20 protein-coding genes are annotated in these 20,871 nt (G+C 67.8%); 8 read left to right on the forward strand and 12 right to left on the reverse strand.

The window, feature by feature from the left end; all coding sequences use genetic code 11:
* Window positions 1–70: 70 nt before the first annotated feature.
* Complete coding sequence (locus tag D5S19_RS02130) at window positions 71–655, forward strand: helix-turn-helix domain-containing protein (protein ID WP_158605470.1); 585 nt, start codon at window positions 71–73, stop codon at window positions 653–655.
* A gap of 99 nt (window positions 656–754) precedes the next feature.
* Here the strand turns inward: D5S19_RS02130 and D5S19_RS02135 are convergent, their stop codons facing one another.
* The 7 genes from D5S19_RS02135 to hutH form a co-directional block, all read right to left on the reverse strand.
* Window positions 755–2,041 carry a formimidoylglutamate deiminase gene (locus D5S19_RS02135; protein ID WP_120021625.1) on the reverse strand — a complete coding sequence of 429 codons (1,287 nt, stop codon included), beginning with the start codon at window positions 2,039–2,041 and terminating at the stop codon, window positions 755–757.
* Complete coding sequence (locus D5S19_RS02140) at window positions 2,038–3,249, reverse strand: allantoate amidohydrolase (protein ID WP_120021626.1); 1,212 nt, start codon at window positions 3,247–3,249, stop codon at window positions 2,038–2,040. The genes D5S19_RS02135 and D5S19_RS02140 overlap by 4 nt, the downstream gene beginning before the upstream one ends.
* A gap of 164 nt (window positions 3,250–3,413) precedes the next feature.
* On the reverse strand, window positions 3,414–4,322 hold the full coding sequence (locus tag D5S19_RS02145) for an alpha/beta fold hydrolase (protein ID WP_199730273.1): 909 nt from the start codon (window positions 4,320–4,322) through the stop codon (window positions 3,414–3,416).
* Between the two features lie 5 nt (window positions 4,323–4,327).
* On the reverse strand, window positions 4,328–5,095 hold the full coding sequence (locus D5S19_RS02150; protein WP_120021628.1) for an amino acid ABC transporter ATP-binding protein: 768 nt from the start codon (window positions 5,093–5,095) through the stop codon (window positions 4,328–4,330).
* Window positions 5,092–5,976, reverse strand: a complete 885-nt coding sequence (locus tag D5S19_RS02155; protein WP_147397309.1) for an amino acid ABC transporter permease — start codon at window positions 5,974–5,976, stop codon at window positions 5,092–5,094. The genes D5S19_RS02150 and D5S19_RS02155 overlap by 4 nt, the downstream gene beginning before the upstream one ends.
* A gap of 196 nt (window positions 5,977–6,172) precedes the next feature.
* Window positions 6,173–7,120 carry an ABC transporter substrate-binding protein gene (locus tag D5S19_RS02160; RefSeq protein WP_120021630.1) on the reverse strand — a complete coding sequence of 316 codons (948 nt, stop codon included), beginning with the start codon at window positions 7,118–7,120 and terminating at the stop codon, window positions 6,173–6,175.
* Between the two features lie 277 nt (window positions 7,121–7,397).
* On the reverse strand, window positions 7,398–8,927 hold the full coding sequence (hutH, locus tag D5S19_RS02165; RefSeq protein WP_120021631.1) for a histidine ammonia-lyase: 1,530 nt from the start codon (window positions 8,925–8,927) through the stop codon (window positions 7,398–7,400).
* Window positions 8,928–9,048: 121 nt separating this feature from the next.
* On the opposite strand from hutH, the gene D5S19_RS02170 reads away from it, so the two are divergent.
* The gene (locus D5S19_RS02170) at window positions 9,049–10,101 is read left to right on the forward strand and encodes an NADP-dependent oxidoreductase (protein WP_120021632.1); all 1,053 of its coding nucleotides are present in this window, start codon (window positions 9,049–9,051) and stop codon (window positions 10,099–10,101) included.
* Between the two features lie 28 nt (window positions 10,102–10,129).
* Here the strand turns inward: D5S19_RS02170 and D5S19_RS02175 are convergent, their stop codons facing one another.
* From D5S19_RS02175 to D5S19_RS02185, 3 genes are read right to left on the reverse strand one after another with little or no spacing between them, the layout of a single operon-like run.
* Entirely contained in the window at window positions 10,130–10,987 is an 858-nt protein-coding gene (locus tag D5S19_RS02175) for a MurR/RpiR family transcriptional regulator (protein ID WP_120021633.1), read from the reverse strand.
* A complete protein-coding gene (locus tag D5S19_RS02180; protein WP_120021634.1) occupies window positions 10,984–11,886 on the reverse strand; it encodes an alpha/beta fold hydrolase in 903 nt (300 codons plus the stop codon). Before D5S19_RS02180 ends, D5S19_RS02175 begins: the two co-directional genes overlap by 4 nt.
* A gap of 14 nt (window positions 11,887–11,900) precedes the next feature.
* Entirely contained in the window at window positions 11,901–13,883 is a 1,983-nt protein-coding gene (locus D5S19_RS02185) for a flavin-containing monooxygenase (protein ID WP_120021635.1), read from the reverse strand.
* A 183-nt stretch (window positions 13,884–14,066) separates the two neighbouring features.
* Here D5S19_RS02185 and D5S19_RS02190 point away from each other — a divergent pair, with 183 nt between their 5' ends.
* Genes D5S19_RS02190 through D5S19_RS02205 form a run of 4 tightly spaced genes read left to right on the forward strand, consistent with a single transcriptional unit; the run spans window position 14,067 to window position 17,781 of the window.
* Window positions 14,067–14,435 (forward strand): nuclear transport factor 2 family protein, encoded by a 369-nt coding sequence (locus tag D5S19_RS02190; protein ID WP_199730275.1) that lies wholly within the window; start codon window positions 14,067–14,069, stop codon window positions 14,433–14,435.
* A 3-nt stretch (window positions 14,436–14,438) separates the two neighbouring features.
* Window positions 14,439–15,743: an NAD(P)/FAD-dependent oxidoreductase gene (locus tag D5S19_RS02195; protein WP_120021637.1), complete on the forward strand. Its 1,305-nt coding sequence runs from the start codon at window positions 14,439–14,441 to the stop codon at window positions 15,741–15,743.
* Window positions 15,740–16,960, forward strand: a complete 1,221-nt coding sequence (gene hutI / locus D5S19_RS02200) for an imidazolonepropionase (RefSeq protein ID WP_120021638.1) — start codon at window positions 15,740–15,742, stop codon at window positions 16,958–16,960. Before D5S19_RS02195 ends, hutI begins: the two co-directional genes overlap by 4 nt.
* A 44-nt stretch (window positions 16,961–17,004) precedes the next feature.
* Window positions 17,005–17,781 (forward strand): SDR family NAD(P)-dependent oxidoreductase, encoded by a 777-nt coding sequence (locus D5S19_RS02205; protein WP_120021639.1) that lies wholly within the window; start codon window positions 17,005–17,007, stop codon window positions 17,779–17,781.
* A gap of 420 nt (window positions 17,782–18,201) precedes the next feature.
* Here the strand turns inward: D5S19_RS02205 and D5S19_RS02210 are convergent, their stop codons facing one another.
* Complete coding sequence (locus tag D5S19_RS02210) at window positions 18,202–18,882, reverse strand: DUF6292 family protein (protein ID WP_199730277.1); 681 nt, start codon at window positions 18,880–18,882, stop codon at window positions 18,202–18,204.
* Window positions 18,883–18,991: 109 nt separating this feature from the next.
* Window positions 18,992–19,195, reverse strand: a complete 204-nt coding sequence (locus tag D5S19_RS02215) for a cold-shock protein (protein ID WP_120021640.1) — start codon at window positions 19,193–19,195, stop codon at window positions 18,992–18,994.
* Between the two features lie 434 nt (window positions 19,196–19,629).
* Here D5S19_RS02215 and D5S19_RS32275 point away from each other — a divergent pair, with 434 nt between their 5' ends.
* Complete coding sequence (locus tag D5S19_RS32275; protein ID WP_199730287.1) at window positions 19,630–19,803, forward strand: hypothetical protein; 174 nt, start codon at window positions 19,630–19,632, stop codon at window positions 19,801–19,803.
* The gene (locus D5S19_RS02220) at window positions 19,797–20,813 is read left to right on the forward strand and encodes a fatty acid desaturase family protein (RefSeq protein ID WP_120021663.1); all 1,017 of its coding nucleotides are present in this window, start codon (window positions 19,797–19,799) and stop codon (window positions 20,811–20,813) included. The genes D5S19_RS32275 and D5S19_RS02220 overlap by 7 nt, the downstream gene beginning before the upstream one ends.
* The last annotated feature ends 58 nt before the right edge of the window (window positions 20,814–20,871 follow it).

Consider the following 20,871-nt stretch of genomic DNA (forward strand, 5'->3'; position numbering starts at 1 on the left):
GTCCTGGCCACGATGGGCCTTCGCTTGTCGGGACCGAAAACCAGGTGCGAACGGGCAGGGGGTCCGGTCGGTGACCCGGGTGCTGTCGCTGCTGTCCGCGGTCGCGCGGGGCCCGAAGACGCTCACCGCGCTGGCCGGACATTCCGGGGTCAGCCTGAGGACGGCCTCCCGCCTGCTCGGCATCTTGAAATCCACCGGCTATGTCAGCCAGGATACCGACGGCGCCTACATTCCCGGCCCCGAGCTGATCTCCGCGACCGACCTGTGGGCCGGTATCCGGTCGATCGCCATGCAGACTGTGGGAGACCTGCGTGCGCGGGCGGACGCGTTCTTCGTGGCGCCGGTGACGACCGGCTGTGCATCGAGTCCGCGGAATCCAGCAGGCTGGTCCGGCGTCCGCCTTCCCGGCGAGCGCAGCCCGATTTACCTTGGCCCGGAGGGAAAGGCGTTGTGCGCCGAGATCAGGGAGCGAGGCCACGCCTACAGCGCCCGCGAGTCGACGGAGGAATCCTGGTCCGTGGCCGCGCCGGTATACCGGCAGCGCACGCTCGTCGGCGTGCTGGCGGTCCTCGTCCCGCTGGCCCGCTCCGACGACGACTACGTCCAGCGGCTCACCCGCCTTACCTGCGAAGTCGCCGCCAAACGGAGGGGGTGAGCCTTCGCGGAATCCCGTCGTACGCCGCCGGACCGAACACGGACCCGGTGCGCCAACGCCATGCCACGGCAGGCGCGGATGGGCCGTCCGGCGGCTGGCTCAGCGCCGAGGCCGGGTGAGCCGACCGCCCACGATCGTCGCGGTGACGTCCGCCGCGCGCGCGACCAGCGGGAGCTGGCGCAAATGAGCACCTCGCGTCCGCGACGTCGCCGGGTCGATCTCCATCGCGTCGAACGGCTCGCCGACGACCAGCCCCGGCGACTGCCGCCGCACCCGCGGCAACCCGAGTGAGCGGTGGCCTCCTGCCGTGCCGGCCCCCCACAGCGCTTCCGGAGTGAAGATCCCACGGCGTCGACACCGCAGTCGCTGGTCGAGCTCCAGGCGGCCGAGCTCCTCCCACGGGTCGATGACAACATGCTGGTCGGACCCGATCGCCAGGCACGCCCCCGCGGCCAGCAGTTCGGGAGCAGGGCCGATCCCGTCACCGAGGTCGGCCTCGGTCGTGGGGCACATGACGATCGTCGCGCCGGCCTCACCGAGAAGGCGGATGTCGTCGGGGGTGAGATGCGTCGCGTGCACGGCCGAGAACCGTGGGGACAGCAGCCCGTGCGCGGACAGCAGCCCGACCGGCGTCAAGCCGTGGCTGTCCAGGCAGGCTTGATTCTCCGCGGGCTGCTCCGATACATGCGCGTGCACGGGCACGTCCGCAGGCAGTCCGTCGGCGATCACGGCGAGATCGTCGCGCGACACGGCTCGCACGGAGTGGATCGCCGCACCCAGCGTGACCAGTCCTCGTCCGCTGCCGGCGAGCGTGTCCCGCAGGGCATGCCACCGTGCCAGCCACCTGTGCACGTCGGCGTCCCCGAACCGCCGCTGTTCGGCGCCGAGCGGCTGCCCCACGCCACCCCGCAGGTAACACGTGTCGAGGAGCGCGAGCCGGATGCCGGCCGACGCGGCGGCGTCGGCGAGCGCGAGTTCCATGGCATGACCGGGATACGGCTCGCCATTCCGATCATGGTGGACGTAGTGGAATTCGCCGACCGCGGTGTAGCCGGCGTCGCGCATCTCCGCGAACACCCGCGCAGCCAGGTCGCGATAGCTGTCCGGGGTCAGGCGAGCGGCGGTCCGGTACATCCGGTGGCGCCACTGCCAGAAGTCGCCGCCATCGGCGTGGGTGCGGCCGCGCAGCTCACGGTGGAACGCATGGGAATGTGCGTTGACGAATCCGGGGACGACCACGCCGAGCGGGGTGTCGCCTGGCCGGGGCGACACCCCGACTGCCACCTCCGCTATCTCCCCGCCTACGACTCGCAACCGCACCTGTTCGAGGAACACTCCGTCGACGAGCGCGAATCCGCAGTGGTAGAACCGGTCGACGGCGGTCATGGGATCGGCTTCCCAGCGAGGTCACGCAGGACGGCGGCCAGTCCCCGGGCGCCCACTTCACAGTCTTCGTCGCGCGCGGTCTCACCCGGTGCGTGGGATACGCCGGTCGGGTTCCGCACGAAGATCATCGCGGCCGGGAGGTACGCGGAGAGCACACCGGCGTCATGGCCGGCACCGGTCGCGATGGACGGTGCCCCACCGAGCACGCCGGCAATACGCTCGGTCAGTGGCTGATCGAACGCGACCAGCGGCGAGAACGACTCCTCACGGACATCGAGGACGCAACCCTCGGCCGCCACGCATTTCCGTATCAACGCGACGGTCGAGTCCAGCTGGGCACGCACCTGCGCGTCGGAGTGGGCGCGGATGTCGAGCCACGCGTCGACGCGCGAGGCGATCACGTTCGTCCCGTTCGGCGTGACCGCGATGCGGCCGACCGTACCGCGGGCCGTCGGGTGCTCCAGCGCGACGTCGCGAACGGCCAGCGCCGCCGCCGATGCTGCGACGACGGGGTCGCGCCGTCCCGGCATGGGAGTGGTGCCCGCGTGATTGCCTTCGCCGGAGATCGTCAGCCGCCACCTGCCGTGTGCCATGATCGCCGAGGCGACGGCGAGCGGCAGACCGCGCTCTTCCAGGTCGAGGCCCTGTTCGACGTGTAGTTCGACGAACGTGTCCAATAGGGCGACGCGGTCACGATCGGGACCGATCCGGGACACATCCATACCCGCCTGCCGCCACGCGTCCGCGAGCGTGACACCGCCACTGTCGACGCGGGCCAAAGCCGCCTCCGGGGTGATCTCGCCGGCGAGCAGCCGCGCGCCCAGGCACGGCATGCCGAAGCGTGATCCCTCTTCCTCGCTGAAGGCGCAAATCGCGATCGGGCGCGCGGGACGCCAGCCTTCCGCGCGCAGGAGCGCCACCGCTTCGAAGGAACTCGCCACACCGAGGGGACCGTCGTAGGCGCCCCCGCCGGGGACCGAGTCGAGGTGGCTTCCCGTTGCGATCACACCGGGTCCAGGATCGCCCCACCACGCCCAGAGGTTGCCGTTCCCGTCCACCTCGACGGCCAGCTCGAGCTCCCGCGCCGAGCGGCGGAACCAGTCACGCAGTGCCAACTCGGCCGGCTCGAGCAGGTGACGCGAATATCCCCCGCGCACGGGATCGCGACCGATCCCACTGATCTCCTCCAGCCTTTCAAGCACCGACACGACTCGCCCCTCTCACCTGGCTGCGCGAAGATCGCGCGTGTCGTCGGTCGATGTCAATGCGGTCACGGACGTGGTTGGTCGGCATGGGCGCTGTCAGGGCCATTTCTGTCAAGGAGTCGTCTTTCTCACGGGGTTTTCGAAGTGGTGATCGACGCACCATGGCGCTACATGTCATCTCCCCTTCCCGCGGGCGAGCGGTCGGTGCCGGGCCGGGGCTGGCAGACCGAGCCGAAGAACGTGGTCAGCTGATCGGCAACCGTCTCGGGCTGCTCCAGCGGGCAGGCGTGCGCCGCATCCGGCACGCACCGCACGGCACCGCGCCGCACACCCCTCGCGATCTGCGCCGACCATCGTTCGGGCACGAGCTGGTCATACTGTCCCCACAACGCCAGGACCGGCGGCGCCACCTGCGCAAGCCTCGCCGTGACGTCGTAGTCGGCGAGCGCCTCACAGGCGCGCGCATAGCTCTCGTCGTCTGTATCGCGGAGCGCGCGAAGCAGGCGATCAGCCCTGTCGGCGTGCAGTGCACAGGTCGACGGAGCGAACCAACGCCGCAACGAGCCGGCCACGAGAGAACCGGTTCCACTCGCTCGCACCGATGCCGCGCGCTCGGCCCACGCCGCGGGGGAGTCCACGCGCGCCCCTGACGAGACGATCGCGGCCGCGACGATCCGGTCGGCGTGCCTCAGTGCCAGGTCGAGTCCCACCGTGCCGCCGATCGAGACACCGGCATAGAGGAAGCTCGACACACCGCGCGCCTCCAGGCGCGCCACGATCCCGTCGGACAGGTCGCCGATCGTGAACGCCTGTCTCGCGGCAGGCGAATGACCGTGTCCGGGCAGATCCCAGCACATGACCCGGAACGACCGCGCCAGCAGCGGGACGGCAGCCGCCCACAGCGCAGCGGAGGTGCCCAGCGAGTGCCCGAGCACGAGGTGAGTCGCGCCGGCGGGACCGACCGGATCGGTGAACGTGAGGGCCGGGCCGGCCACGACCTGGTCCTGCGATCTTCGCCGGTCGACCGCGGTCATGGACGGGCCCGGCGCGTCGCGTCCGCGCCCTTGTTCGAGCACTGGCGTCACCTCACGTGATTGAGAAAGTGCCTGGTCCGTTCGGAACTCGGCGAATCGATGAGCTGCCTGGCCGGCGCGATCTCCGCGATCCGGCCCTGATCCATGAACGCGACGCGGTCCGCGACGTCGCGAGCGAACCGCATCTCGTGGGTGACCGCGATCATCGTCATGCCGCCCTCGGCCACGCGGCGCATGACCGAGAGCACTTCACCGACCAGTTCGGGGTCCAGGGCGCTGGTCGGCTCGTCGAACAACATCAGCGTGGGCTCCATGGCCAGCGCGCGGGCGATGGCCACACGCTGCTGCTGTCCGCCCGAAAGGTGACGCGGGTAGGAATTCTGCAGGTGCTCGAGTCCTACGTCCGCCAAGGCGGCCTTGGCTCGCTCGACCGCGTCGCTCTTGGCGAGGCGGCGGACCTTGACGAGCCCGATCGTGACGTTCTCGAGCGCGGTCAGGTGAAGGAAGAGATTGAAGTGCTGGAACACCATGCCGATGCGCTGGCGGTACCTGGCGATCTCCGACTCACTGGCCTCGTGCAGCTCACCGTTCTTGACGACGGCGCCGGCGAACTGGTCCGCCACGCGGATGTAGCCGCTGTCGCTCTGCTCGAGATAGTTCACGCAGCGAAGCAGGGTGCTCTTGCCGGACCCGGAAGGCCCGATGAGACAGAGCACTTCGCCGGGCATGACCTCGAGATCGATCCCCTTGAGGACCTCCACATCGCCGAAACGCTTGACCACGTCGCGGATGGTGACGAGGGGTTGCCGGTTCATTCGGGCGCCTCCGCGAGACGAGGTTTGACGGGATTCTTCTGGGGGCCTCCGGACAGGGAGTACTTCTTCTCCAGGAAGTGCTGGCCGAAGGTCGCCAGCGTGACGAGCACCAGGTACCAGAAGCCGGCCACCATCAACAGTGGGATGACCTGGAAGTTGGAGCCGTAGATCTGCTGGGCACGCGTGAGCAGATCGCCGCCACCGATGACGGCGACGAGCGCGCTCGCCTTCAGGAGGCTGATGAACTGGTTGCCCGTCGGCGGAATGATCACCCTGATCGCCTGGGGGATCACGATTGTCCGCATGATGAGTCCTCGTTTCATCCCCAGACTGTGGGCCGCCTCTCGCTGACCGTCGGGAACCGACATGAAGCCCGCCCTGATGATCTCCACCATGAAGGCGCCTTCATGAAGTGACAGTCCGATGATCGCCGCTGTGAAGCCGGTGATGAGGGTATTGGTGTCCCAGCTGAACCCACCGATGCCCACTCGCGGGATGAACAATGCCGCGTTGAAGCAAATGAGCAGGAGAATCAGGAGCGGCAGTCCGCGGAAAAGGCCCACATACGCTCGCACGAGGGTGCGGAACACCGGGTTGCGGGACTCGCCGAGCAGCGCCAGCAGGCAGCCGATGAGGACCGCGAAAACCTGGGAGATGAGCGACAGCTCAATCGTAACCCACATGCCTTGCAGGATGGGATCGGAAAAGGCGTACCGCGCGAACACGGGCCATCCCATGTTTTCGTTGGTCGCGAAACCGTAGACGATGCTCGCCGCCAGCAGGGTCGCCACCACTCCGCTGATCCAGTAACTCGTGTGCCTGCGCGGAATGGGCTTTGCGTGGGGGTCTCTCACCTCGGCGTTCGCCGTCGGATCGGCCACGGTGCACCGTCCTCTCGTTGTCTCGTGAGCAGGTGATCGAGTGCCGGACGAGACGGCATGGACGCCGCTCGATTACCTGCGGCCGGACATGCGCGACGGTCCACCGGGCGCTCTCCGCATCACGCGTCGCGCAGGAATAGAAGGGACTGTTCCGATCGGTAACGCTCCACGCCCGATGTCGTCGGCGTCGCCTCGATCAGAACCCGCAGGCTCCGCACGGCTGCGGCAGCGTCAGCGGACGAGTCGTTGCCAGGTTTATGCCGGGCTCGTTCAGCCCGTCCTCCTTGATGTCCCACTTCGCCATGACCTTGTCGTAGGTGCCGTCCTTGACCATCGCGTTGAGTGCACCGAGTAACGCCTGAGCGGTGCTGTCGGCATCGGGCGCGACGACAATGCCGACATAGGTGCGTGACAGCAGTGGGTTGGGGACGACGTCAAATGCTTTGTTGGACACCTTCGCCTGCCACGCTCCGGTAGCGGTGTTGGTCACGGCGAAGTCGATCCGGCCGGACTGCAGGGCGGTGTTCTGGTCGCCGGCGGACGGGAAGTTGGTCACCTGCACCGGTGCGCGTCCCGCCGTCTTGCAGTTCTTCGTGAACAGCTCCACGTCGGTGACGAACTCCGTGCCGGTTTGCACGCCCGCGCGCAGGCCACAGACACTCAGCGGGTTCTTGGTGATGCCCTTGTTGTTCTTCGAGCTGGTGAGGACACTCTTCGTCGCGTACGCGTAGTCGATGAACTTGACCGTCTTCTCGCGCTCCACGTTGTCGGTGATGCATTCCATGGCAGCGGTGAAGCGGCCACTTTGGACTCCGGGCAGCAGACCGTCGAACGAGATCGCCTCCTGCTGGATCTTGACCCCCAGCCGCGGGGCCATCGCCATCAGGAGATCGTGGTTGAAGCCGTCGATCTGACCGGAGTCGTTGGTGAAGTCGCACGGCGGGTACTGAGGATCTGTCGCGACCATGAGCACACCCGAGTCGCGAACCTGCTGCGGAAGCTGGTCGTGCAATCCCGGAATGACCTGGGCGCTGGGCGTCTGGTCCGCGCTGGGCGACGTGGTCCCGGACGCGCAGCCGGAAACAAGCAGTGCCGTGGCGGCTACTAACGAGAACGTGGCTACGAGCGCACCGGAGTTGGGCATCGCTGGCTCCTAATACGGGTGGGGACGACGGGTGTGTTGAACAAGACTATTCATGTGTGTCGGTGAATGTATCAATCGATATGCAGCTGGGCAAGCCCTGGTTTCGCACGTCGTCAAGCTGTTTCGCGGCTGTAACCCAGGGCCTCGCGCCGGCCCGTGCGGCGCGGCGCCTTCCGGTCATCCACGGCCGCGGACATGCCGAAGGGGGTGGGCACCCCGGTGTGCCCACCCCCTTCGGCATGCCGCCACAGTCGTGACGACGGTGCGACCGGCCCCCTCAGTTCACCGCGCCGAGCGGCACCCCGCTGATGTCCACGAAGACCCCGTCGAGGACTTCCGCGGCGATGGCCTCCATCTCGCCCGCCATGATCCGGTCGTCTTCGAGGAAGTCGGCATTGGCACGGACGAGCCCGTAGGTGGGGCGATTGGCGGGCGCCGCGCGGCCTTCATTGCGCAGGTCCAGCCCCTGCGCGGCGCACAACAGTTCGATCGCGACGATGTAGGCCGCATTGCGCACCATCGGCCCCAGTCGCAGGGAGGCGTGGGTGGCCATGCTCACGTGGTCTTCCTGGCCCGCGGAGGTGGGGATGCTGTCCACACTGCACGGGGTCGCCTTGGCGCGGTTCTCCGCGACGAGCGCGGCGCTGGTGACCTGGGCCATGATGAACCCCGAGTTCAGTCCCGCGTTCTCCACCAGGAAGGGCGCCAGCCCGCTCATGGAGGAGTCCATCAGCATCGCCTGGCGACGTTCGGAGATGGAGCCGATCTCGCAGATCGCCATGGCGATGATGTCCGCCGCGTAGGCGATGGGCTGCCCGTGGAAGTTCCCGCCCGAGAGCACGGCACCGTCGTCGGGGAACATCAGCGGGTTGTCGGAGACCGCGTTGATCTCCTGTTCGATCGTGCGCGCCGCGAACGCGAGGAGGTCGAGTGCCGCGCCCATCACCTGCGGCTGGCAACGCAGGCAGTAGGGGTCCTGCAGGCGGCGTCCCTCGAACTCGATGCCGAGCACCGGGCTGTCTTCGACCAGGCGCCGCAGGGCGCCCGCGACGCGGATCTGCCCGTCGTGCCCGCGGATCTGCTGGATGCGGTCGTCGAGCACCACCTGCCGGCCCGCCGTCGCTTCCAGGGTGAGTGCCCCCGCGGCGAGTCCGGCGTTGAACACCGCCTCGGCCCCGAACAACCCGCGCAGGGCAATGGCAGTGGAGGCTTGAACACCGTTGAGCAGGGCCACGGCCTCCTTGGGGCCGAGCACCACCGGCGTGATCCCGGCCTTGGCGAGTCCCTCTGCGGCGGTGTATGTGACTCCATTGATCCGCACCCGGCCCTCGCCGATCAACGCGCCGGCCAGGTGTGCCAACGGTGCGAGGTCTCCGGACGCGCCCACCGATCCCTGGGCGGGGACGACCGGCAGCACGTCGGCGTTGATCAGCGCCGCCAGCATTTCCGTGATCTCGGTGCGGACGCCGGAGTGGCCCCTCGCGAGTCCGATGAGTTTGACGACGAGGATGGCGCGCACGATCTCGTCGGGCAGTGGGTCACCCACCCCGACCATGTGTGAGAGCACCGACCGCCGCTGCAACTCCGCGAGATCACCGGGGGAGATCCGCCGGTCCGCGAGCTTCCCGAAACCGGTGTTCACGCCGTACACGACATCTCCGCGGCCGATCGCGTCGAGGATGACCTGATGTCCTCGCCGGACGTTTTCCAGTGCCTGTTGAGTGAGCTCCACCTTGACGGGGCCCCGGTAGACAGGCCGGAGCGCGTCGAGGCTCAAACGCTCGCCGCTGATGGCGATGGTGGTCATGGTGATCGGTCTCCTCTACTTCGTCGCGGTGAGCGCGCGCCAATGCAGAAATTCATTCAGCAAGCACGGTCACCGTATACACCCCATGCAGTCGGGGCAACCTTGCGCGTATGGTTTCGCCATGACCCACACGACGGCCGTCGTCCTCGCTTCCCGCCCAAGCGGTGCGCCCGTTCCCGGAAACCTCCGCCTCGAAGTGCGGAAAGTGCCTGCCGTGCAGGAGGGCCAGGCGCTGTTGCGCACGATCTACCTGTCCCTGGACCCGTACATGCGCGGCCGGATGAACGCCGGCAGGTCGTACGCGAAGCCGGTCGGGATCGGCGAGGTCATGGAAGGGGGGACGGTCTGCGAAGTGCTGGAATCGGCCTCCCCGCTGGTCACTCCCGGGGACATCGTGCTGGCGCATTGCGGGTGGCAGACGCATGCCGTCGAGGACGCCCGGCTGCTGCGCCGGATCGACCCGGGCAAAGCGCCCATCTCGACCGCCTTGGGCGTGCTGGGGATGCCGGCCTTCGCCGCGTACGTGGGTCTCACCGAGATCGGCCGCCCGCGCCCTGGCGAGACACTCGTGGTGGCGGCCGCGGCCGGGCCGGTCGGCTCCATGGTGGGGCAGATCGCGCGGTTGCACGGCGCGCGCACTGTCGGGATCGCGGGCGGGCCGAGGAAGGTCACCTGGCTGAAGGAACTGGGTTTCGATGTCGCGATCGACCATCGCTCACCCGGTTTCGCGGACGATCTGAGCGCGGCTGTCCCGCACGGCATCGACATCTACTTCGAAAATGTCGGCGGTGCGGTGTGGGACGCGGTGTTCGATCACCTGAACGACTTCGCGCGCGTCCCGGTCTGCGGTCTGATCTCGCAATACAATCAGACGAACCCGCCGGCGGGGCCCGATCGGCTCCCGTTGCTCATGAACGCCATCAACACCAAGCGGCTGCTGGTCCGAGGATTCACCCAGCGAGATTTCGTGGCGACGCACTACGAGCGGTTCCAAAGCGACGTCTCGGGCTGGCTTGCCGGCGGAAGCCTCAAGTACCGGGAGGACTTCGTCGACGGCATCGAGAACGCCGCCGAGGCGTTCTTCGGGCTTCTTCAGGGCAAGAACTTCGGCAAACTCATCGTCAGGGTCTCCGACGACCCGACGAGTACCGCGCCCGCGTCGCACGGCGAGTGAGGCGATCCCGTCGACGATCGAGAGGCTTTCAGGCCTCGAACACGTCGAGATCGAGAGCGTGCCGCTCGAAGCGCTCGAGCCCGTCCTGCGAACTGCTGGGACTGGAATCGGCCATCGCATGAAGCAACGCGCTCGACATGATGTTGACCGCGGCCGAAGTGTCGAACAGTAAACCGCTGGCGAGCCGGACCGTGATGAGCTCGTCGGCCTCGTGCCCTACCGTCGCGAACGACTCGTCGCTGAGCACCGCGACCTTCAGCCCGATCTTTCGTGCGTCGCGCACGAGCTCGCACGCCTCGCGGGGGTAGCGGGGAAGAATGAAGAACAGACACCAGGTAGCACCCTGGCCGTGTGCCCGGGCGAGAATCTCTTTCGCCTGGGTGTCTCCCCGGTCGATCACGGAGATTTCGGAATGGACCTTCGCGCCGAGATAGGCGAAGTGCTCCGCGAACGAGCGGGACACTCGAAGCCCGACGACTGGAAGCGGTTTCGACGACATGATGGCGGCGCCGACTCGGGAGATCTGTTCCCCGAGACCGGCCGAATTGCCCAGCCACTGCAGGTTCGCGATCTCGGCGCTGATCGCCTCGTCGAGGGGACTCGCGTCCACGGTCTCCGGCGCGAGCGTGGACATCTCCAAACGCGCCCACTTCTGCAGGGCGCGTTTGAAGTCGGAGAACCTGGCGTAGCCCAGTGCCGTGGCGAATCTGGATACCGACGGCTGACTGACGCCGACCTGCTGCGCGATGCTCTCGCTCGTCAGGAACGCCGCCGCGTCGCGATGGTCGACGATGTAGCGCGCGATCCGTCGCTGCGCCGGAGAGAGCCGGGCATTCCTCAGCCGGTCGTAGATGTCGTTTGAGGAGGTGCTTGCACTCCTCGTCATCTCGGCCCTCCTATGGAGCTGTCCTCGAGGCTCAGCGCTTCGCCGCGCTCAGGAGCCTGGTGATCAAACGTCTCCAGTATCTCCAGGAGCAACCTCGCGGTGGTCTCGGGGTCGCTGATGTTGGGAGAATGTCGCGCCCCGATCTCGTGGACGGAAGAGGAAGGCGCATGCCGGGCGATCTTCCGCGCCCAGTCCCGTTCGACGAGGTCGTCCCGCACGCCGCTGACGAGCGCGAGCGGAACCTTCACGTCCCGGAGGTTCTCCGGATACCTGTCCGCGGCCCTGGCGGCCGCACTGAACGGCGTGGCCAGCCCGGCCGCCGCGACCGCTCGATAGTGACCGGGGTTGCTCACATCCCGCATCCGGAGATCGACGTGGCTGTCGATACCGTCGAAATCACCGGTGAGAAGGCGGACGATACGCAGCATGTCCGCCCTGGAGCCGTCGAAATGCGACAGCGACACCAATGATTCCTTCGTGCGATAGGGGCCTCCGGTCCCCGCGATCGACACGGCCGACCGCACGCGCCACGCACACCACGGCAGTGTCGGCGCGCGCAGGGCCATGGCTCCGCCGAAGGAGTTCCCGACGAGGTGCGCGGATGTCGCGCCCAGCCCCACCGCGTCGAGCAGTCCGGCGACCTGGCGCAGCCTGAACTCGTAGGGAGCGACGTCGAGCTGGACCATTTTGCTGGAACGCCCGTAGCCGTACAGGTCCGGTGCGAGCACTCGGTAACGTGTGGCCAGGATCGGGATCACGTCACGCCAGCTTGCTTCCGCCGATCCGCCCCACGCCCCGTCGTGCAGGAGCACGACCGGTCGCGCGCCGCGGTTTCCCGCGGCCAGGTAACTCGTCTCCAGCCCACCGAACGTGGTCTGGGCCCGCTCGATTGGTGCCATTCCATTATCCCGTCTCACAGGAATTCGTAATCGTCTTCGTTGACCGACTCGGTGATGTCCCAGTACTCGACGTTGGTGTACGGCCAGATCTGAGATACCCGGCCATGTCCGTTCTGGTACCACGTACGCACGTAGGGTTGGCCCCACGCCATTTTGCGATTGCCCTCGTCCACCCACGCGACGAAACGGTCGAGCGCCTCCGGGCGCACATCGATCGCGGCGATCCCCCTGCTCAGGATCTCGTGAACCGCCGACAACGAATACTCCACGGCGCGTTCGAGCATGAAATGCAGGCTTCCCGCGACGACGCCACCGACATTGGGGCCGTAGACGAGGAAGAAGTTGGGGAACCCCGGGACGGTGATGCCGTTGTAAGCGCGTGCGTCGCCATCCCAGAAATCGTGGATCTCGCGGCCGTCGCGACCGATGACCTCGACTTCGTCCAGATAGTCGGAGGGCTTGAAACCGGTCGCATACACCACGACATCGACCTCGTGTTCCTGGCCGGCCGCGTCGACGATGCCCGTCTCGGTGAACCGTTCGATTCCCTCCGTCACGAGCGTCGTCTTCGCCGACCGCAACGCGGCGGCCCACACCTTGTTGTCACGGAGCATTCGCTTCGCGCCCGGCGGATAGCTCGGAATCGCTCGTTCGAGAAGGTCGGGTCTGCCTTCCAGTTGCTCCTCGACGCGGGCGGTGAGGTACTCCCTCAGCTCCTGGTTCTTCGGGGAGACGCTCGCGGGGGCGCCCGCCCAGTTCTCCTGAGCCGTCACCGTGTGCGCTCTGCCCGGGATCCCAGTGAGGATGACCCACAGCCGGTACCACTGCACGTAATGCGGCACCTTGCGCCGCAGCCAGGTGAAGGCGTCCGTGACGCGGTGGTGGTAGTTGGGTGCCGGCAGCATCCAAGGCGCGCTGCGCTGGAAGATGACGAGCGAGTCCACCTCGCCGACAATCGCCGGCACGACCTGATACGCGCTCGCGCCGGTACCGATGACGGCCACCCGCTTGCCCGTGATGTCGACGTCGTGGTCCCACTCCTGGGTGTGCATGGCCGCGCCGCGATACAGCTGCGCACCGGCGATCTCCGGGATGTTCGGCCGGTCCAGCTGCCCCAGCGCACTGACGACGGCGGAGAACCGCCGCAGCTGCTCGGTCCCGTCGGCGCCGCGCGTCGTGGCCTCCCACAGCCGTGCTTGCTCGTCCCATCGCAGGCGCACGAGGCGGGTCGAGAACTCGATCTCGTTCGTGATCCCGGCACGGTCGGCGACGTCGCGAAGGTAGTCGAGGATCTCGCCGCCTCGAGCGAACTGATGGGGCCAGTCGCCCCGCTGGGCGAAGGAGTAGGAGTAGCCGAAGGTCGGCGTGTCGAGACGGACACCAGGATAGGTGTTCTTCGCCCACGTCCCGCCCACGGTCGTGCCGGCCTCGACGAGGACGAAGGGGACACCGGCCTGCGCGTACCGGTAGGCCGCCGCGATGCCGCCGACTCCCGCGCCGATGATGAGCGTCGAGAACGCGCGCCCCCGCGCCACTCCGTCGAAGTGCCAGCCAGGCCGTCCGCCCTTGCGCTCCGCGATGTCGAGCTCGTGCGTGAGCATGTCGGCCCACTCGTCGCGACCACCCGTGAGATAGCCGAGGATCTCGCGCACGGTCGAGTCCGGCAGCATCGCGACGGAATCGATCTTCTGCTCGCGTATCCGCCGCAGCCCCGTCAGCGCGAGCGCGGCCGCCTTCTGCCGCTGATCCGCCGTCATGTCACCGTGTGGATGTGGCTCCGTGTCGATGGGAGTCAGCGGGGGCATCAGGTCCGCCGGCAGGAAGGTGGTGTCGCGGAGTACGGCCGCGATCGCGGCCAGCAGGACCGGCAGCTCCGCGCCGGCCACGATCTTCTCGAGGAACGCGTCGTCTTCGACGATCACCTCCGATCGGGGCTCCCAGTACAAGTCGTCGAACTGGTCAGTCCCCTCGTCCCGGCGCTCGCGAGTGCGTGCCATGTCGAGTTACATCCTCTCCGTCGGCCAACGCCCGTCTGTATAATCCTATTCGAATCTGGCGAGTTCGCATAGACTGGTGTCATCCACGCCACGAGTCCCGCCGCGGATGCGCCGGCGACGACGGGCCGACAAGACAGTGAGGAAGATCCGATGAGTGTCTCAGCTGACATCGTGCAGGAATGGTTGGACAGCTTCGGGCGGGTCTGGCGCGAACGCGACGCCAAGGGGGCTGCCGCGATCTTCACCGAAGACGCCAGCTACCGGAACACCCCGTTCCTCGAAGAACCCTTCGTCGGCCATGACGCCATCGAAGGGTTCTGGCAGGTCGCGGTCGCCGATGTGGCAGACGTGGACTTTCGCTACGGAGTCCCGGTGATCGAGGGCGATCGCGTTGGCGTCGAGTGGTGGACGACCCTGAAATCCGGCGGGGAAGATCACACACTGGCCGGCAACTTCCTCCTCACGTTCGCGGGCGACCGGGTGTCGGATCTCCGTGAATCATTCGTGAAGCAGAAGGGCGCGCATCGGCCCCACGCCGGTTGGGGACTGTGACCCATGGCCGGCGGGGCGGAGAACCGAAGTGACATACTGATCGTCGGCGCGGGCGTGATCGGCGCCAGTGCCGCACTGGCGCTGGCGAAGTCGGGCCACGACGTGCTCGTGATCGATCGCAACAGCGGCATCGGCGACGGATCCACGGGTGCGTCAGCCGGGATCATCCGCGTGCACGCCAGCGACGCGCAGAGTTCGGCACTCGCCGACGACGCGCTGGCGGTGTGGCGCGACTGGCGGGAGTTCCTCGGCGCGGACGAGTCGGAGGACCTCGCCCGGTTCGTGCGGTGCGGTTCGCTCATCCTGGACGCGGGCAACGGATTCACCGACCAGGCAGCCCTGGCGATGAGCGGCGCCGGGGTCGCCTTCGACCGGTGGACCCTGGACGACATGAGCGGCCATTTCCCGTACTTCGATTTTCACCGGTTCGGGCCGCCCCGGTCCGTCGAAGACGAGGCGTTCTGGGCGGAACCCACCGAGTTTCTCGGCGGCGGTCTCTACACGCCGCAGTCGGGCTACGTGGGAGATCCGACGCTCGCCGCGGTCAACCTGATGCGGGCCGCGCACCGGGCGGGCGCGCGCCTGCGGCTGCCGGCCACCGTGGCCGGCTTCGACGTCGACGGCGACCGTGTGGTGGGTGTGACGCTCGCGGACGGCACCGCGCTGCGGGCCGGGGCCGTGCTCGTCGTCGCCGGGCCGCACAGCGACAGCCTGCTCCGGGGCATCGGCGCGACCTCCGACTTCCGCGTCCGCACCCGGCGCATCCGCGAAGAACTCGGCCACGTCCCGGCGCCCCCTGGTCTGGACCTCGCGCTGCAGGGCGTGCACCTCGTGGACGGCGACCTCAACATCAACTTCCGGCCGGAACGCGGCGACGCGTTCCTCGTGGGCAGCAACGGAGATCGCGCCGACGAGCAGACCGTCATCCAAGATCCCGACGTGTTCGACCGGCTCGTGACGGCGGCCGCCTGGGAGCGGACGACCTTACGGCTTGCCCGGCGCATCCCGGACCTGGGCATACCGCGTGCCCGCACGGGTGTCGTCGGGCTCTACGACGCCGCCGAGGACTGGCTGCCGATCTATGACCGCACCTGTTACGACGGTCTGTTCGTGGCGATGGCGACGTCGGGCACGCAGTTCAAAACCGCACCGATCGTCGGCGAGCTGCTCCGGTACGTCGTCGAAACCGAGCTGAACGGACGTGACCACACCGCCGGACCGTTCCACAGTCCGGTCAGTGACCGCACCTACTCGACGGCGCAGTTCTCGCGGCTGCGCACTCCGCGCGAAGACCAGGTGCGAGGATGACGGGCGCGCAGGAGTCCGTCCTTCTCGACGGCATCTCGGAGCTGACGACGAACGACGAGGCGAACGGAGGCAGGGTCACCGACGCCGCGCTGGTGATGGAGGGCGGCCGAATCGCCTGGGTGGGCGCGGCCGGTAACGCACCGGCCGCGGACCAGCGGATCGCGCTTGGCGACCGAGCGGTACTTCCCGGCTGGGTCGATTCCCACACCCACATGGTGTTCGCGGGCGATCGCACCGCCGAGTTCGAGGCACGCATGGCCGGTCGCCCGTACTCGGCCGGGGGTATCAATGTCACCGTTGAGGCCACTCGCGCCGCGAGCGACGAGGATCTCGAAGCGAACATCACGCGGCTCGTCGCCGAGGCGCGCCGCGGTGGGACGACGACGATCGAGACCAAGACCGGTTACGGGCTTACCGTGGCCGACGAGGTGCGGGCCGCACACGTGGCGCGCCGGCACGCCGATGCCGTGACTTTCCTCGGTGCCCACGTCGTACCCGAGGACCAGGACCCGGCCGGCTATCTCGAGCTCGTCACCGGCCCGATGCTCGACGCCGTCGCACCTCTGGCATCGGCGGTGGACGCATTCTGCGAGACTGGCGCCTTTGACGAAGCGGCGACGCGGCTGGTCCTCGAAACCGCACGAGAGCACGGTCTTGCGCGCCGGCTCCACGGCAATCAGCTCGGGCACGGGCCGGGCGTGCGGCTCGCGGTGGAGTACGAGGCCCTCAGTGTGGACCATCTCGGCTTCCTCACCGAGCACGACGTCGATGCGCTCGCCTCCTCCTGGGCGGGTGGCACGCGAGGCACGGTCGCCACGGTGCTCCCGGCCTGCGACCTGTCGACCAAGATGCCGCTCGCGCCCGCCCGGCGGCTGCTCGACGCAGGCGCCGTCGTCGCGATCGCGTCGAACTGCAATCCGGGCACCTCGTTCACCACCTCGATGGCGTTCTGCGTGGCCACCGCGGTGCTGCAGATGGGGATGTCCGTGCGGGAGGCGGTCCGCGCGGCGACGCTGGGCGGTGCGATCGCACTCGGCGTGCACACGGACGGATGGCGTGATCCGCACGGCGTACCGCAGCCGGCTGTCGGCGTCCTCCGGGCCGGCGCGCGAGCGGACCTCCAGGTGCTCGATGCGCCTTCGGTCACCCACCTCGCGTACCGCCCGGCGGTGCCGCTCACGCGCGCCGTGTGGAAAGCCGGCGTCCAGGAGATCTGAACCCAGTCCACGTGCGCCATCCGAGTGCCGAGAAGGGAAACCACATGTACCCGAGACTCGACGGCAGGACAGTCCTCATCACCGGCGCTGCCGAGCGTGCCGGCCGCGAGTTCGCGCGTAGGTTCGCGGCAGCCGGGGCAGCGGTCGCCGTGAACCACTGGAAGCAGCCGGAGCTCGCGGAGGAGACCGTCGAACTGATCCGCTCCGCGGGCGGCGACGCGATCGCGATCGAGGCGGACGTCTCGGACACGGCGCAGGCGCGGTCGCTGGTGGACCGGACATTGGCCTGGCGAGGTGACCTCAGCGTGCTGATCCACAACGCGAGCTCGCTTCGGGCGAAGGAGTTCGAGGACGTCACCGAGGACGACTTCGACGCCGCGTTCGGCATCAACATCAGGGGCCCCTTCTTTCTCAGCCAGGAGGCTGCGAAAGTCATGCGGAAACAGGGCCACGGCCGGATCATCGCGCTGGTGGGCAACTCGACCAACGAGGCATGGCCCAACCTGATCCCGCACAGCCTGTCCAAGACGGCGCTGATCCGGCTGATGGAGCAGCTCGCCGTGGCGCTGTCACCGGCAGTACAGTGCAACGCCGTCGCCCCGACGCAGTTCTTCCGCTCTGACGACGGAACGAACGACGCCCTGCGGCGCTACCGCGGCGAGCCGTTGGTGGAAGGCGACACCTACCGTGTCGGCACCCGCTACGAATTCCGCAACGGCGACGCCGACGATGTCGCCGAGACCCTGCTGTTCTTGTCGACGTGCTCGCCCTACCTGACCGGTACCGTCATCCGCCTCGACGGCGGCAAGGCGCTCTACTAGGGCGTGCGCCGGCCGCGGGTTCTACCGGCCAGACCCTCATACCTTCCTGCGATCGAGGAGCACATCAACGCGCTCAAGGCCGACCGCGAGACCGCGCTGACCAAACAGGCGCGTTCTCCCAGGTCGCTGTCAGCATGCGCGACAAGCTCGACATGGCTGGTCTACGCCCCGGGCGTTCGCGAGCGCATCGAGAAAGCCCGTGCACAACAACGAATCCACGACGCGGACCACGGCCGCGAGTGCGCAGGCGCGGCCGCCTCGTTCGCGCAGGGGGTCGATGGCTGGCATTGCCGTCCGAGCGAACGGGTTGAAAACAGGGGTGCGGAGCTTGGCAGGCGGAGCCGAATGTCGTGTCGTTGGGAACCGATCTGGATCACGTGGTCGTGAATGGTGATGCGGCTGACGCGGGTAAGCCGATCGCTATCCAGGAAATCGCGAAGATTGTCGCTCCGCGAGGAACTGAAACTGCCTGCCGGGAGGGAGCCGCCGGACCCCGGATGCCCTCGAATCGGTGATCGAGAGACTGCGCGGGAGTGCGCTCATGTGTGCTGCCAGGGTCGCCCGGTCGAGCTGGGGAGGCACGGGGCTGAGTTGGCCGCCGCGGTGTCCGTCGAGGACGTCGGTGACGAACTGCGCGACGGTGCCGGGTGGCGGTGCGATGTGGTCGCGGAGGTGGCAGATCTCGGGTGGTTGGTCGTTGCCGCGCGGTTCGATCGCGACGGACCAGCCGAGTCGTTCGTCCCAGACGAGCATCAGGTCGCGGTGCGGACGGTCGGCGGTGCCGGAGGTGAGCCCGAGGTAGGCGGTGGCGGTGTCGGTCACTTCGTGTGTCACCGCATCGAGGGGGACGCCGACCTGTTCGGCCACTTGGCGGACGTAGCCCGCCAGCGCGGTCTCCAGGTTCGGCGTCGTGGCGCCGGCGGTGGGCTTGAGGTCCAGAATGGACAACAAGAGGTTCTCGTCCTGGGGATCGTGCGCCATGCGGGTGACCGTGCGTGCTGCGCGGACGCGGCGTTGCTGGTGCTCGCGCAGGTGACGGGTGCGGCAGGAGGCGAGTTGCGCCGCAGGTCCTTCGCACGGCGGGACGGGGGATGAGGTCACGGTCGGCACCTCGAAACCCGGACGGGCGAACGTTGTGGAGAAGCGGGTGGGCGGGCGGGCGCCGCCGGGCGTCCACGGCGACGTGGACGCCCGCCGGGCGTGGTGGTGGTCAGAGGACCGACACCGCCGTGGCCTGCGGGCCGCGGTTGCCTTGGCCGACATCGAACTGCACTCGGGCGTTCTCGTCGAGGCTGCGGAAACCGCCGCCGGTGATTTCCGAGTAGTGGACGAACACGTCGCTGCTGCCGTCGTCGGGAGCGATGAATCCGAAGCCCTTTTCGGAGTTGAACCACTTCACAGTGCCTTCAGACATATAGTTTTTCCTTGTCGCGTCGAACATGCGGCACAGCCTCGGGCGAGGCGGCCGGGCTGCGAGCGTGAAACCAAGGAAGCCGGAAAAGGGCACCGAGACGACGCTCGCCAAAAACCTCTGCGGCGTCGGAAACAACGAGCACAAAAATCTTCAACCACATGCAGTGGAGCACACGGGCGTGCGGGCCGTCAAGCGAGGGCCTGCACACCCCCGTGCTCGACGTGGCCCGCCGATGCGCGTACGGTCGGAACCGGCAGGCGCGCCGCGCTCGTCGACCCTGGGTCACGAGGACCCTTGACGACGCTGTCCGACCTGCGACCAAGCCTCTGCCTACCGGAGGCGCACCGACACACACTCGACGCTGCCGTTTCGGCGCTCATGTGTCACCGCTGGCCGTGTTCACGTGCCCGGCACTTTCCAAGGAGTTTCTTTTGTTGCGCACACCTGTACGTTCCCGCAGCGCCCGTGCCCCGGTCTCGCCGGTGCTGTTCAGCCATCCCGTCTCGCATGCCGCCGGACGTACGCTCTCCGACGCCGATCAGCGCCGTACCCGTGGCGTGCGGTTTTCCTCCTCTGCCGCCGGAGCGTCTGCGACGTTGCGCTGGTGAACGACCGCGCGCCGGGGTACGGCAGTCTGCTCGCCGAAGTTCGTGAAGCGGGGCTCCTGCGCCGCCGCCACGGTTATTACGTCGCGGTGATCACCGCGAACCTGGCGGTGTTCGCCGGAGCGTGGGTCGGGTTCGCCTTCCTGGGCGACACGTGGTGGCAGTTACTGATCGCGGCCCTGCTGGCCGTGGTGTTCGCGCAGCTGGCGTTCGTCGGCCACGATGCCGGGCACAAGCAGATCTTCCGGACCCGGCGCCCCAACGACGCGGTCGGTGTCGTGCACGGCGGCCTGGTCGGGATGAGCTACCAGTGGTGGATCGACGGGCACAACCGTCACCACGCCAACCCGAACCACGAGGAACACGACCCCGACCTCGACATCCCGGCGCTGGCCTTCACCAGCCGGCAAGTCCGCATAAAACAGGGCTTTCTCCGCTGGATGGCCAAAAACCAGGCGTTCCTGTTCTTCCCGTTGCTCACCCTCGAAGGGCTCAACCTGCACATCTCCGGGATTCGGGCTGTGTGGCGCGGTGAGACGAAGATGCGCCGCCTGGAAGGCGTCTTGCTGACCGCGCACTTCGCGGGTTACCTCACCGCGGTGTTTCTCGTGCTCTCACCCGGTCTCGCGGTCACGTTCGTCGTGGTGCACCAAGCTCTTTGGGGTGTCTACATGGGCTGTTCGTTCGCGCCGAACCACAAGGGGATGCCCACAATGACCGGGCGGCCGGTCGACTTCCTGCACCGGCAAGTGCTGACCTCACGCAATGTCCGCGGCGGGAGGGTCGCCGACTTCGTGCTCGGCGGGCTGAACTATCAGATCGAGCATCATCTCTTCCCGAATATGCCCCGCCCGCACCTGCGCCGCGCTCAGCCGATCGTGGAACGCTACTGCCGACGCCACGAGATCCCTTACGTCCAGACCGGTCTGCTGCACTCCTACCGGCAAGTCCTCGGCCACCTGCACCAGCTCGGCGCACCGTTGCGTGCCGCAGACCACGCTCGCGGTCTCTGACCGGAAACCGGAAACGTTCAACACGCGGAAGCCAGAGTCGGCGGGCGTCCGGCCCGCG

The organism is Amycolatopsis panacis (assembly GCF_003600245.1).
In the GTDB taxonomy this organism is placed as follows: domain Bacteria; phylum Actinomycetota; class Actinomycetes; order Mycobacteriales; family Pseudonocardiaceae; genus Amycolatopsis; species Amycolatopsis sulphurea.